Origin of the sequence: Roseiarcus fermentans, from assembly GCF_003315135.1 — a bacterium.
GTDB classification, from domain to species: Bacteria; Pseudomonadota; Alphaproteobacteria; order Rhizobiales; family Beijerinckiaceae; genus Roseiarcus; species Roseiarcus fermentans.
This window is the reverse complement of sequence record NZ_QNRK01000020.1, coordinates 103214-115765: the sequence shown is the minus strand read 5'-3', so window position 1 is coordinate 115765 and position 12552 is coordinate 103214. Positions and strand designations below refer to the sequence as shown.

The 12552-nt window shown below is 63.4% G+C and carries 10 protein-coding genes and 1 pseudogene; 7 read left to right on the top strand and 4 right to left on the bottom strand.

The window, feature by feature from the left end; translation table 11 throughout:
• Nucleotides 1-6: 6 nt before the first annotated feature.
• Nucleotides 7-1002: an ABC transporter substrate-binding protein gene (locus DFR50_RS18025; RefSeq protein ID WP_245427921.1), complete on the bottom strand. Its 996-nt coding sequence runs from the start codon at nucleotides 1000-1002 to the stop codon at nucleotides 7-9.
• An 81-nt stretch (nucleotides 1003-1083) separates the two neighbouring features.
• Here DFR50_RS18025 and DFR50_RS32570 point away from each other — a divergent pair, with 81 nt between their 5' ends.
• Together DFR50_RS32570 and DFR50_RS18020 are read left to right on the top strand one after the other, a co-directional pair.
• Nucleotides 1084-1476 (top strand): hypothetical protein, encoded by a 393-nt coding sequence (locus DFR50_RS32570; protein WP_210208960.1) that lies wholly within the window; start codon nucleotides 1084-1086, stop codon nucleotides 1474-1476.
• 461 nt (nucleotides 1477-1937) lie between these two features.
• Nucleotides 1938-4118 (top strand): amylo-alpha-1,6-glucosidase, encoded by a 2181-nt coding sequence (locus DFR50_RS18020; protein WP_113890651.1) that lies wholly within the window; start codon nucleotides 1938-1940, stop codon nucleotides 4116-4118.
• Between the two features lie 22 nt (nucleotides 4119-4140).
• Here DFR50_RS18020 and DFR50_RS18015 read toward each other — a convergent pair whose 3' ends face one another.
• Entirely contained in the window at nucleotides 4141-5022 is an 882-nt protein-coding gene (locus tag DFR50_RS18015; RefSeq protein ID WP_170153269.1) for an SMP-30/gluconolactonase/LRE family protein, read from the bottom strand.
• A gap of 316 nt (nucleotides 5023-5338) precedes the next feature.
• Here DFR50_RS18015 and DFR50_RS18010 point away from each other — a divergent pair, with 316 nt between their 5' ends.
• The 5 genes from DFR50_RS18010 to DFR50_RS17990 are packed head-to-tail and all read left to right on the top strand — an operon-like array spanning nucleotide 5339 to nucleotide 11103.
• Entirely contained in the window at nucleotides 5339-7114 is a 1776-nt protein-coding gene (locus DFR50_RS18010) for a glycoside hydrolase family 15 protein (RefSeq protein ID WP_113890649.1), read from the top strand.
• Nucleotides 7111-7965 (top strand): ubiquinol oxidase subunit II, encoded by an 855-nt coding sequence (locus DFR50_RS18005; protein ID WP_210208955.1) that lies wholly within the window; start codon nucleotides 7111-7113, stop codon nucleotides 7963-7965. Before DFR50_RS18010 ends, DFR50_RS18005 begins: the two co-directional genes overlap by 4 nt.
• The gene (locus DFR50_RS18000) at nucleotides 7962-10046 is read left to right on the top strand and encodes a cbb3-type cytochrome c oxidase subunit I (RefSeq protein WP_113890648.1); all 2085 of its coding nucleotides are present in this window, start codon (nucleotides 7962-7964) and stop codon (nucleotides 10044-10046) included. Before DFR50_RS18005 ends, DFR50_RS18000 begins: the two co-directional genes overlap by 4 nt.
• The gene (locus tag DFR50_RS17995) at nucleotides 10043-10669 is read left to right on the top strand and encodes a cytochrome c oxidase subunit 3 (RefSeq protein ID WP_113890647.1); all 627 of its coding nucleotides are present in this window, start codon (nucleotides 10043-10045) and stop codon (nucleotides 10667-10669) included. The genes DFR50_RS18000 and DFR50_RS17995 overlap by 4 nt, the downstream gene beginning before the upstream one ends.
• A complete protein-coding gene (locus tag DFR50_RS17990; RefSeq protein WP_245427919.1) occupies nucleotides 10666-11103 on the top strand; it encodes a cytochrome o ubiquinol oxidase subunit IV in 438 nt (145 codons plus the stop codon). The genes DFR50_RS17995 and DFR50_RS17990 overlap by 4 nt, the downstream gene beginning before the upstream one ends.
• A gap of 4 nt (nucleotides 11104-11107) precedes the next feature.
• Here DFR50_RS17990 and DFR50_RS17985 read toward each other — a convergent pair.
• Together DFR50_RS17985 and DFR50_RS17975 are read right to left on the bottom strand one after the other, a co-directional pair.
• Nucleotides 11108-11239, bottom strand: a pseudogene (locus DFR50_RS17985) (GMC oxidoreductase); the annotation flags it as partial.
• 267 nt (nucleotides 11240-11506) lie between these two features.
• Entirely contained in the window at nucleotides 11507-12529 is a 1023-nt protein-coding gene (locus DFR50_RS17975; RefSeq protein ID WP_113890646.1) for an SDR family oxidoreductase, read from the bottom strand.
• Nucleotides 12530-12552: the final 23 nt, after the last annotated feature.

Genomic DNA, 12552 nt, shown 5'->3' with positions numbered 1-12552 from the left:
CGTCCTTCATTTGCGGCTCAAATCCATGCCGATGCCCTTGTTCACGAACTGCAGCGTGTAGACCTTCCTGTAATCGGTGTCGGGCTTCACGATTCCGGCTTTCACCATTTCGTCGAAGAACGCTTTGACCCGCGCGTCCGTCATTGCGCCAATTCCGAGCTTCGACGCATCACCCGAGTCGACGATACCGTATTGTTTGAGATTGGCGATCGAGTAGGCGATCTGCCCATCCGTCATTCCGGGATTGGCTTGCTTGATCGCCGCGTTGGCTTTGGCGTTGTCGCCATAGAGATAGTGGCGCCAGCCAATCGCCGAAGCGTCGACGAACCTTTGGACGAGATCCGGATTCCGCGCGACCGTGTCGCGACGCGCCTCGATCATTGATGAGTATGTGGAGTAGCCATGGTCAGCAAGCAGGAAGATATTGGGCTTGAAATGGCCCTGCTGCTCGATCGCGTAAGGCTCCGAGGTCAGATAGCCCTCCTGTATCGAATGCGTGTCCACAATGAATGGGGCTGAGTTGAAGTCGTAGGGCTTCACGACCTCATCGCGGAATCCCCAGGCTTTCACCATCCATGCGTAAAACGAATACAGTCCGCCGGCGCTGACGTAAGCCGGCGAGGCCTTGGGCAGGTCGGTCCACTTGTCCAGCCCGACGCCTGGATGCGACATAAAGATCTGCGGGTCTTTCTGAAAGTCGGCGGCGACCGCGACAATGGGGAGGTTGCGCTGCTCGGCCAGGAAATCGCCAAGCAGGTCGCCGGCCTGGAAGAAGTCGATTTTGCCCGCAAGCAGGAGCATGCCGCCGTTGCCCTCCGGCCGGCCCGGCAGAATTGTGACGTCGAGCCCGTATTTGGCGTAAGTCCCGTCGACGACGGCTTGGTAGCACCCCCCGGCCTCCGCGTCGGCCAGCCAGTTCAAGCCGAACGTGACCTTGTCGAGCGCAAGAGCGGGGCTGACCGAGAGGAAAGAGGCCGCGACGACGAGAACGACGGCAGTCAACCGCTGTCTCGCCACAGCGCGAGCCTGTTTGAGGTTCCGCTCCTTGCGCGGCCATCGGACCTGTCGTTCGAGAACGGCCAAATGCCCCATTCGCGCACGCCGTCGCAGCTTCATGGCGCCGTCCTTCCCTCATTTTCCTCCGGCAAGGAACACAAGTCGGCCACGGAGGGTTCCCATGTTTTCCAGGCTGACGACGAAAACCGTTGCGGCCGGCTCCTGGTGCTTTCGGATTCCGATTCCGGGGTCCGCGAGCGCAAACCTGAACCGGAAGTCGAGCGACGCCGGACGAACGTGTCGACAAAACCGGCCCGGAAAAAGCGCTCGTGGATTGCCACAAGCTTGCGGCGGCGCTTGTTGTCCTCGTCGCATTGGCCGCCGCCGCGGGCGATCTTCTCCGCCGAGCGCCGCTCTTGCCTAGGGGCGCGGCTTCGCTGGCGCTGGTCGCAGCCTTCGTCGACGAACCTCGCGCCATGATCCGCCAGCGTCTTGTGATGTGGCGCCGCGAACTGCGCATCGACCGGGTGGGCTTCGTCCTGGTCGCGTTGTTTCTTGCATCGACGTCTTCGCCGGCTTGTCGTGGTTCGCCCTGCTGCTCGTCCCCACGGCCTTCCTGCTGCAGCGCGCCGACCTTGGAAGGTCGAGGCCGGTGACGCCGTCGCATTGAGCGCGACGTCTGCGTGTGCACCGGGCGCCGTCGTCGGTGCGGTAGCTACAGCCGCCGAGACCAGCATTCGATGGGGCTTGCAAGCTCGACAAACGCTGAATGCGTCCCCGTCGAGCACTGTGCGGAAAGCGGGGGAGCGAAACCGATCGCCTGCAACGATTTGCACGGGTCTGCGTTGGTTACGCGAGCGGCCTATGCGACCTCGAACCCTTTTCGATCGCAGGCGTCGAAAAGACGGTCAACACCAACGACGTCGACAGGAGCTGCAGGTATGACGTTCAAGGTTCATGTCGGCCCAGCGCAGATCGCGATCCACCAGGGCCAGACGGTGCTTGTGACGGAGCCAGACGGGCAGGTGAACTCGCCCAGCGTCCGCGGGCTGTACTTCCGCGACACCCGGGTGATGAGTGCTTGGTCGATCTACGCCAATGGCGAACCGTGGGATCTCCTGAACGGCGGCGCCATCGCCTATCAAGCCGCGCGAATATTCCTCACCAACCGCGCTATCGTCACTGAAGACGGCCCGATCGCCCCGCGCACGATCGGTCTAGTTGTCGGCCGCCATATTGAAGGTGGAATGCACGAGGACATCGACGTCACCAACTACAGCTTGAAAACGGTGCGTTTCAACCTGGAAATCGCAATGCGCGCCGACTTTGCCGACATCTTCGAAGTGAAGAGCAATCGCGTCGTGCGGCGCGGCCGCATCACCACATTGTGGTCCGCGGGACGGCAGACGCTGCGCCTGACCTATCATAACAAAGACTTCTGCCGCGGGGTGATCGTCCACATCGCGACTCGCGACGGCGAGCCAGCGGTAAGCGCGAACGGGAGGCTAAGTTTCGACATCGCGCTGAAGCCTGGGCAGAGCTGGCATCGCTGCCTGATCTACGATTTGGTGGATGGCGCGCAGCGCGTCCTCGCGCCGCGGGAATGCACCGATTCCAGTGCGACGTCGGGCGGCGCCAGCAAGATGGCCGCGTGGCGGCGCGAAGTGCTGAAGATGCGAAGCAGCAATGAGGAGTTCGATCGCTGCTATGATCAAGGGGTGCAGGACATGGCTTCCCTGCGATTGCCCCTCGAGGGTTCGGACCACATGGTTTTCGTGCCCGCCGCCGGGCTGCCGTGGTTCGTGGCGCTGTTCGGCCGCGATACGCTGGTTGTCTCGATGCAGACGATGATCGTCTATCCGGAATTTGCCGCCGGCACGTTGGCGGTCCTGGGGCGACTTCAAGCGACGGAGCGCGACGACTACCGCGACGCCGAACCCGGCAAGATCCTGCACGAGCTGCGCTATGGGGAGCTGGCGCATTTCAAGCTGATCCCTCACACCCCCTACTACGGCTCGGCCGACGCGACGCCGCTCTATCTGGTGACGCTGCACGCGGCGTGGCGCGCCACCGGCGACAACGCCCTCATCGAACAGCATTTGTCCACTGCCGAAGCCTGCCTGACCTGGATCGACACATATGGCGACCGCGACGGCGACGGGTTTCAGGAATACCAAACGCGCTCGTCGGCCGGGTTGGAGAACATGGCTTGGAAAGATTCAGGGGATGCGGTGATGCATCGTGACGGCGCTCTGGTGCATGGGCCAAAGGCGCTGTGCGAGGTGCAGGGCTATGTGTATGACGCCTGGCGGCGCATGGCCGAAATCTACGACCACCTGGGCGACAAGCGGCGCGCAACCGCTTTGCGCAACAAGGCCGGCGCGCTGTTCAAAAAGTTCAACGACGTCTTCTGGGACGACAAGTCAGGCTTCTATGCCTACGCGTTGGACGGCGATAAGAAAAAAGTGCTCTCGGTGACGTCCAACGTCGGGCAATGCCTATGGTCCGGCATTGTTGCGCCGGAGCGCGCCGGCGCCGTGGTGAAACGCTTGATGAGCAAGGATATGTGGAGCGGCTGGGGCATCCGCACGCTGTCAGCCGACCATTCCTCATTCAACCCCTACAATTACCAGACCGGGGCGGTTTGGCCTCACGACAATTCCCTCATCGCGCTCGGCATGCGACGCTATGGTTTCGCTGCCGAAGCGGCGGCGGTGGCGCGCGACGTCTGCGACGCGGCGAGCCATTTCGTTTTGAGTCAGCTCCCTGAACTTTATGCGGGACTACAGCGCGATCCCACGAGCTTTCCTGTGCAGTATATCGGCGCCAATGTGCCGCAGGCCTGGGCTGCCGGAGCGCCGTTCATGCTGTTGCAGGCGATGCTGGGACTGCAGCAGGATGCTCCGCGTGGCAAGCTGTACATCGACCCCGCTCTTCCGGACTGGTTGCCCGATGTGACGTTGATCGATCTGCGGCTCGGGCGGAAGCGCTTTGACATCCGCTTCTGGCGAGACGGGAACGACACGCTTTACAAGGTGCTGAAGGGCGAACACGATGCGGTCGAGCTGAGAAGCATTGCGATTACAGCGGATCGTCAGGATCTCGTGGTCTCGGCTTCCTGATCGTCGCTTGATGTCCGATCGATCAGCGAACCAGAAAGGACCGCGCGACTCCGCGGCTCCCCCCCGAGTCGAGGCGCAACAGCGCTCCTGCGTGCGGCTCCCTTGTCTTCGCCTCCTCGCTCATGCGATCCGACGCGCTGGTGACGTAGAGCGTGGCGAGGTCCTCGCCCGCGAAGGCGGGCATTGTTGGCTGGCTGACGGGTAGGTCGACGTCGCGGTCGGGGGAGCCGTCGGGGTGAAAGCGGCGAAGCTTGCCGCCGCCATGGAGCGCCGACCAATAGCCGCCGTCCATGTCGATCGCGGCGCCGTCGGGGATGCCGAGTCCGGCGGGCACAGCCGCGAAAACCCGGCGGTTCGAGAGCGCGCCGTTCTCCTTGTAATCGAAAGTGAAGATCTCGCCGGAATGGCTGTGCGACAGGAAGAACGTCTTGCCGTCGCCGCTCCAGGCCATGCCATTGTGTAACTCGGCCGCGTCCGGTTCCTCACGAAGGCCTTCCGCAAAAGTGAAACTGTGGAGCCGTCCCGGCTGTTCGGACGCCGATCCCTTCAGCGGATCGAACATCACGCCGATCCAAAAGCGGCCGTTGGTATCGCAGGCGCCTTCATTGAAGCGAAAAAGCGAGGGGTCGAATGGCGGGGGCGTAAGCAGCCGCAGCGCGCCGCTATCGAGGTCGAGGCGAAATAGCCCGTGCCGGAGGGCCACCACAGCGCCGCCGTCGCCGGTCAGCGCGAAGCCTCCGATATCGCTCGTCATCGACCAACTGCGGGTCGATTCGTCGTCCGGACAATAGCGGTGAAGCGCCGGCGCTTTGACGTCGATCCAATAAAGCGCGCGCTCGTCTTCGACCCAGGTTGGGGATTCGCCAATCGCCGCACGGAAGTTGAGCACCGTCTCGATCGCCATCGCAGCCTCCGTCAGGCAAAACCCCGTGATCCCGGGCGCGTTCCCCTTCGCCACAGGGCGCTCGGTCGGCGCGATCGAATTCCACCCGTCCGAAGGAACTCCGATAGGCCGCCCGCGTTTGTGATTGCCCCGATAACAGCCACGGCCAGGTTCGGGCGGCGTTACGCTCATCGTATTTTGTCAAAGCTGGCGCTCGTTGGGATGGCGTCTGCTTTCACGGAGGTTTCGTCGGAACTGCCGAGGCTCGATCGCCGCCCCGGCGCGGAATGTCAGGATTATGGAAGCGGGTCGCCTCGAGCTGTAAGGAGCAGTTCCGATGACATCCACGATCCAGGACCATGCCATCATCGGGGACGGGCGCAGTTGTGCGCTTGTCGCCAGGTCCGGATCGATAGATTTTTTATGCTGGCCCCGCTTCGACAGCGACGCTTGTCTCGCCGCGCTGCTGGGGGACGAACGTCACGGCTCTTGGGTCATTTCGCCGGCGGGCTACGTTTCGCAGACCGTCCGCCGCTACCGCGACGACACAGCCATCCTTGAGACCGAGCACTTCACCGATACCGGCCGCGTGCGGGTGACCGACCTTATGCCCTGGCGCGAGGGCGCGTCGGCGATCATCCGCATCGTGGAGGGGCTGGAAGGCGAGGTGCAGATGGCGATGTCGCTGAGGCTGCGCTTTGGCTACGGTCAGATGGCGCCCTGGAGCGAACGCCACGAACGCGGGCTTATTTTCGAGGCCGGCCCGGATCGCGTCGTCCTCGACTGTCCGGTCGAGCTCGCGATGGACGGCGACGGCGCCGGCGCCCGCTTCGTGATGGCCAGAGGCTCGAAGATCGCCTTCGTCCTCAGTCATTCGCCCTCAACGGCGGCGATGCCCCCGCCGTTGAGGATCGATTCCCTGGTCGACGCAACAGAGAAGGCGTGGACGGGCTGGATCGGCCGGTACGAGGCGAAAAGCCGGTGGGATGGGGCTATCCGCCGCTCGCTGATCACGCTGCGCACGCTGATCGATCGGGAAGGCGGCGGGATCGTCGCCGCCGCGACGCTCGGATTGCCGGAAATTCCTGGCGGATCGGCGAACTGGGATTATCGCTATTGCTGGCTGCGCGATTCCACTTTCACGCTTACCGCGCTCCTCGACGCCGGCTTCCACGAGGAGGCGACGCGCTGGCGCGACTGGATCCTGCGGGCGCTCGGAGGCCAGCCCGCAGAGATGCAGATCGTCTACCGGATCGACGGCGGCCGCCTCCCACCCGAGCGCGAGCTGGATGGGCTGCCCGGCTATCAAGGCGCCGAGCCGGTCCGCGTCGGCAACGCCGCGTCAGGCCAGACGCAACTCGACGTCTTTGGCGAGTTGATGGACAGTTTCGCCGTCCTGGCCAAGGCCGGGATCGAGCGCACCCCGCGCGTCGTCGAAGTCGAGACCGCGATCGTCCAGCATCTCGAGAAGGTGTGGGACAAGCCCAGCGCCGACATCTGGGAAAGCCGTGGCGATCTTCAATGCTACACCTATTCGCAGGCGATGGCCTGGGTGGGCGTCACCCGCTACCTTGAAGCGCATGCCGACAACGATCGGGCCGATCGCGCGTTGATCGCCAGACTGAAGGCGCTGAGCGAAGTGATCCATCGGACCGTGTGCGAGCGCGGCTACAACAGCGTTCTCGGCCACTTCGTCCAGGGCTATGGCGGCGACACCCTGGACGCGTCGCTGTTGCTGTTGCCGCTCGTCGGCTTCCTTCCCGTTGACGATCCGCGCATAGCCAGGACGATCGCGGCGATCGAGCGGGAGCTGATGGAAGGGGGACTGGTACGACGCAAACCGCCAAAACCGCATGGCCCCAACGAGGGCGCCTTTCTCGCCTGCACCTGCTGGCTGGCGGACTGTTACAAGATGCAGCGCCGCGACAACGACGCGGCGACGCTGCTGGAACGCGTGATCGGGGTCTCCAACGATGTGGGCCTTCTCAGCGAAGAGTATGACGTCGGCAGCCGCAGCCTGATCGGCAATATTCCGCAGACGTTGACCCATCTCGGCGTGATCAACACCGCTTTGTTCCTGTCTGGCCCCGTGATCCAGCGAGCCGGCGGATGAATGCGTCGCGCGGCAAGTCTGCTTGTTTTGCGTTGCTGTCCGCCTTCCTGCTCAGCGGATGCAATGCGGTGAAGCTCGGCGTGATGAACCACGCCGGTCCGATCGCCGCGAGTCAGTGGCGCCTCTACTCGATCGTAGCCGTCGTGCTGATCTTCGTCGCCGGGCCGGTGCTGCTGTTGACCCCCCTCATCGCCTGGCATTATCGGCTATCAAACAAGCATAACGCGTTCAGGCCGAACTGGGGCTTTTCGTGGACGCTCGAGGGCTTCATCTGGATCCCGCCGACCGCGATCGTGATCGGCCTCGCCTTTTTGGTTTGGTCTTATACCCACGCGCTCGATCCCTATCGCCCGCTCGTATCCGCTCAGGCCCCGCTCGAGGTTCAGGCGGTGGGGCTCGACTGGAAATGGCTGTTCATCGAGCCGGATCAGCGCTTCGCGGCCGTCAACCTGCTGGTCATCCCGGTCAATCGGCCCGTCCATATCAGCCTGACCAGCGGCACGGTTATGCAATCATTGCTGATCCCTCAACTCTCAGGCCAGATCTACGCGATGGCGGGGATGACGACACACCTCAACCTCGCGGCTTCGCGGCCGGGCGTCTATCGCGGCGAAAACACCCAGTTCAATGGAGCTGGCTTCCAGAACGAGAAATTCAACGTCGTCGCGCTTCCGCCCGCCGACTATGATCGCTGGGTGGAGCAGGCGCGCGCGTCAGGCCATCCGCTCGACGCCGCCGCCTATCCTGCGCTTTTCAGACAATCGTCGCCGCCCCAGCCGATCGTCTTCTCGTCAATTCCCCAGGATCTCTTCCAGCGTATCCTCGTCCAGTCCACGGAGCCTCGATCATGACTGAGGGCGTCTGGCCGGCAGTCCTGGGCCGCTTCGTCTGGCATTCGCTGCCGTTCGTTCGCGCCTGGGAAAACCCCACCGCCAGCGAGATCATCGGCGCCGGGGCGGCCTCGATCGTCATCTTCGGCGCTGTCTTGGTCGTCGCGCTGATCACGAGGCTTGGCAAGTGGCGCTCTCTTTGGTCCGAGTGGCTCACGAGCCTCGACCACAAGAAAATCGGCATCATGTACATTGTCCTCGCCTTCGTGATGCTCACGCGGGCGCTGATCGAGGCCGTGCTGATGCGGATGCAGCAGGCGGCGGCAGTCGGGAGTCCCGGCTTCCTTGCGCCCAACCACTTCGCGCAATTGTTCAGCACGCACGGCAGCATCATGATCTTCTTCATGGCGATGCCGTTCCTCGTCGGCCTCATCAACTATGTCATGCCCCTTCAGATCGGCAGCCGCGACGTCGCCTTCCCGCTGCTCAATTCGATCAGCCTCTGGCTGACCGGCGGGGCCGCCGGGTTGATGATGGTGTCTCTCGTCATCGGCGAGTTCTCGACCGGAGGCTGGAGCGGCTACCCGCCTTATACCGAGCTCGCCTTCAGCCCCGGCGTGGGACCCGACTACTGGATCTGGGCGGTGACGCTGGGCTCAGTAGGATCGACGCTGACGGGGATCAATTTCGCCGTCACCATCTACAAAATGCGCTGTGACGGCATGCACCTGATGCGGATGCCGCTGTTCGTATGGACGGCGCTGTGCACCAGCATCCTGATGATCTTCGCCATGCCGCCGCTGACGGTCGCGACTGCGCTGTTGGCGCTCGACCGCTATCTGGGCTTCCACTTCTTCACCAATGACCTCGGCGGCAACATGATGAACTACGCCAATCTGTTTTGGCTGTTCGGTCACCCGGAGGTCTATATCCTGATCCTGCCCGCCTTCGGCGTCTATTCGGAAGTTGTCGCAACCTTCTCGTCCAAGGAGCTCTACGGCTACACCTCGCTCGTTCTTGCAACGGCGGCGATCGCCCTGCTGTCGTTCACGGTGTGGGTCCACCATTTCTTCACAATGGGTCAAAACGCCAACATCAACGCTGCGTTTGGCATCGCCACGATGGCCATCGGCGTGCCCACGGGCGTCAAGATCTATGATTGGATCTGGACCATGTTTCGTGGCGAAGTGCGGTTTTCCGTCCCCATGCTTTATTCGCTGGCCTTCATGATGACCTTCGTGCTGGGTGGCCTGACCGGGATAATCCTCGCCATTCCGCCGCTCGACTACTTGGTTCACAACACCCTGTTTCTGGTTGCGCATTTCCACAACATGCTAATTCCGGGGCTGCTTTACGCCATGCTCGCAGGCTATCATTACTGGTTCCCCAAGGCGTTCGGCTTCCGGCTCGACGAGAAATGGGGCCGCATCTCCTTCGGCTGCTGGGTGGCCGGCTTCTACCTCGCCTTCATGCCGCTCTACGTGCTTGGAGCGGCCGGGATGGCGCGGCGCACGCAGGAAGTGTTCGAGCCCGCCTTCCGACCCTGGCTCTATGTCGCGGGCGCAGGCGCCCTGGTGCTGTTCTGCGCGCTCGCCTTCCTCTTCGTCCAGCTGTGGGTCAGCATTCGCGACCGCGACGCCAACCGCGTGTTTGCGGGAGATCCCTGGGACGGGCGCGGGCTCGAGTGGTCGATCTCCGCGCCGCCGCCGGAATACAATTACGCGGCGCTTCCGCGCGTCCACGGCCGTGACCCGTTCTACGAAGCCAAGCGCAAGGGGAATCCCTATCCGCCGCCCGCGTCTTATGACGATATCGAGCTTCCCAAAAACAGCAAGACCGGTCCGGTGATCGGCGTGGTTGGCGCGGCGACGGCGTTCGGCCTCGTTTGGCACATGTGGTGGCTCGCAGTCATCGGCGTGCTGGCGATCGGCGCCACGGTCATCGCTCGCAGTTTTGCCCGCGACGTCCGCAGGATCATCCCCGCCGCCGAGATCGAACGCACGGAACGGCGCTGGCTGCGCGCCGAGGCCGAGATCACGCCGATCCCGCGGGCTGTCGAGACGACGCCCGCCAACCGAGGCCTGGCCGAGGTTTCCGGATGAGCGTGAACGAACTCAGGCACGTCGGCCTCAATCTCGGCCGGACCGATGCGTTGACGCACGAGGAGGCGCTGAGCGCGGTGTTCGGCTTCTGGCTGTTCCTGATGAGCGACGCCGTGATCTTCGCGCTGCTCTTTGCGACCTATGGCGTCATGTTGCCGGCGACTGTCGGCGGTCCGACTCCGGCGAGCGAGTACAGGATCCTTCCCGTCTTCCTCGAAACCCTGACGCTGCTGACCAGCAGCTTCACCTTCGGCATGGCCTCGGTCGCCATGAAGCACGGAGCGCCCCGGCAGCAATTGCTCGGCTGGATGGGCGTGACGCTGGTGCTCGGGCTCGCCTTTGTCGGCATGGAGCTGCACGACTTCGCGACGATGTTCGGCGACGGCGCCTATCCGACCCGCAGCGGGTATCTTTCGTCTTTCTTCGCCCTGGCGCCGCTGCACGGGCTTCATGTCTTCTTTGGATGCATCTGGATCGTCCTGATGATGATCCAGGCGATAACGTTCGGGCTCGACGCGCGCGTCAAGATCAACATCTTGCGGCTTGGCCTGTTCTGGCATTTTCTCGATATTGTTTGGATCGCGATCTTTTCGGTCGTCTATCTCCAGGGACTGATCCGGTGAGCGGTTCGAACGACGCTAAACCTGACAGGCCCGGCTCGTCTCCGGTCCTCTATTGGCTTGCTCTGCTCGCGGCGGTGGTTCTCGCGATCCTATGGCGGCCGTCACCAGCGATCGATCCGATTGCCAAGCCGACCGAGAGCAAGCGTGACGAGATTCGTTCGTATGCGATCGGATACGGCCTAGCCCTCGCGCTCACCGGCGCCGCCTTCGCCACGGTGCGGTGGCCCAGCTTCGATGCGGAGACTTCGCTCGCCATCGTGCTCGGGCTAGCGCTCGTCCAGATGGGGGTGCACTTCCGTTTCTTCCTGCACATCAGCCTTCGCAAATCGGCGCGCGCTGATCTTCAGCTCATTCTGTTCTCGACGCTGATCGTGATCCTGATGGTCTCCGGAACGCTGGTCGTCCTGTTCAACCTGCGAGAGAGGATGATGTAGCGGCTCAAAGCTCGCCAGCGGCCGCGAGCTTGCCGATCCGTTCGGCGGTGCGGATCGCGATCGCCTGGATCGTCAGCGACGGATTGACGCCCCCGACGGTCGGGAAGACCGATCCGTCACACACCCACAAATGAGGATGAAGCGCGGGTCGGACCAGCGCCGCCAGTATTTGCTGAGCCCAACCTGTCCGGTGAACTTCGCATGCGCCGAGGCGATGAACGCAGCCATCTCTGCGTGGCGAACTTGGACATAATATAATCCATGAAGTCCTTCGCCTTTTCGAGCGCGACGTGCAATCCGCCGACTCCATCGCCGGGATATCCGTACACCCGGGAGAAGCCCCATTCATTGAGGCGCTTCCAGACAAATTCTGCGACATGGGAATCTTCCTGGAGCCGAAACGTCACCCAGGCATCGCGGGGCGAGGCGCTTTGATCTCAAAGCGTTTCGCGACCTGACGCATCGCCAGTGCGACCGCCAGCACGACCACGGCCGTGACCACCGCCGTCTTGTGGCGATCCGTGAACATCTCCCAGCTTCGCTCGCGCGACTGGGCGTCGAAGCGCCCGTGGGCCGAATAATCGCCGGGGACGGGCTCGAACAGGTTCGCGGGAGCATTGGGCGCGGTCGGCTCGTCGGCGAGCTGGCCGGAATAGCCGGCGGTGGCGAGATAGCGGTCGATCAGGCCGGGGGCGATGCGGTTGGCGAGGATCGCCTTGACCGTCGGCCATCCGACCCAGATGTCGCGTCGCTTGTGCGTGGCGGCGAAAAAGATGGCGCGGGCGGGGACTTCGGGCTCGAAAATCGGCGCGACGGGCTTCGCCTTGCGCCCCATCTTGTTGAGCGCCCAATCGAACTGCGGTGTATTGACCGCCGGCAGATCGACCATCGTCAGCTGCACGTTGAGCTTGTCATGGATGATCTCGCTGCGAAGGCTGTCGGTGAAGCCCCTGATCGCCGCCTTGGCGCCGCAATAGATCGATTGCAGCGGCACCGAACGATAAGCGAGCGCGGAGCCGACGTTGACGATCGTGCCGCGATTGCGCGCGCGCATCCGCTTCAGCGCAGACATCATGCCGTGCACCTGTCCGAGATAGGTCACCCTGGTGCCGCGCTCGACTTCTTCCGCTGTCAACATGGCCACGGGGGCGAAGACCGTGGCCATCGCAACGTTCACCCACACGTCGATCGGCCCGAGCTCCGCCTCGGTGCGATCGGCCGCGGTTTCCACCGCGGCGGCCTCGGCGACATCGGTGGGGATCGGCAGCGCTCGCACCCCGTGGCGGCGCAGTTCGTCGGCCGCTCGGTCAAGCCGGGCGAGGTCGCGCGACAGCAGCGCGACGTCAAAGCCCTGCCGTGCGAATTCTTCAGCGGTGGCGCGACCAACCCCTGCGCCCGCGCCGGTGATCACCGCCACTCTCCGCATCGGTCTTCTCCTGAATGCAAACT

What these genes read in the sequence shown, in the direction of transcription:
- DFR50_RS18010 (WP_113890649.1), top strand. Translation starts at nt 5,339, where the DNA reads ATGACATCCACGATCCAGGACCATGCCATCATCGGGGACGGGCGCAGT.
- DFR50_RS18005 (WP_210208955.1), top strand. Translation starts at nt 7,111, where the DNA reads ATGAATGCGTCGCGCGGCAAGTCTGCTTGTTTTGCGTTGCTGTCCGCC.
- DFR50_RS18015 (WP_170153269.1), bottom strand. Translation starts at nt 5,022, where the DNA reads ATGGCGATCGAGACGGTGCTCAACTTCCGTGCGGCGATTGGCGAATCC.
- DFR50_RS18000 (WP_113890648.1), top strand. Translation starts at nt 7,962, where the DNA reads ATGACTGAGGGCGTCTGGCCGGCAGTCCTGGGCCGCTTCGTCTGGCAT.
- DFR50_RS17995 (WP_113890647.1), top strand. Translation starts at nt 10,043, where the DNA reads ATGAGCGTGAACGAACTCAGGCACGTCGGCCTCAATCTCGGCCGGACC.
- DFR50_RS17975 (WP_113890646.1), bottom strand. Translation starts at nt 12,529, where the DNA reads ATGCGGAGAGTGGCGGTGATCACCGGCGCGGGCGCAGGGGTTGGTCGC.
- DFR50_RS32570 (WP_210208960.1), top strand. Translation starts at nt 1,084, where the DNA reads ATGCCCCATTCGCGCACGCCGTCGCAGCTTCATGGCGCCGTCCTTCCC.
- DFR50_RS18020 (WP_113890651.1), top strand. Translation starts at nt 1,938, where the DNA reads ATGACGTTCAAGGTTCATGTCGGCCCAGCGCAGATCGCGATCCACCAG.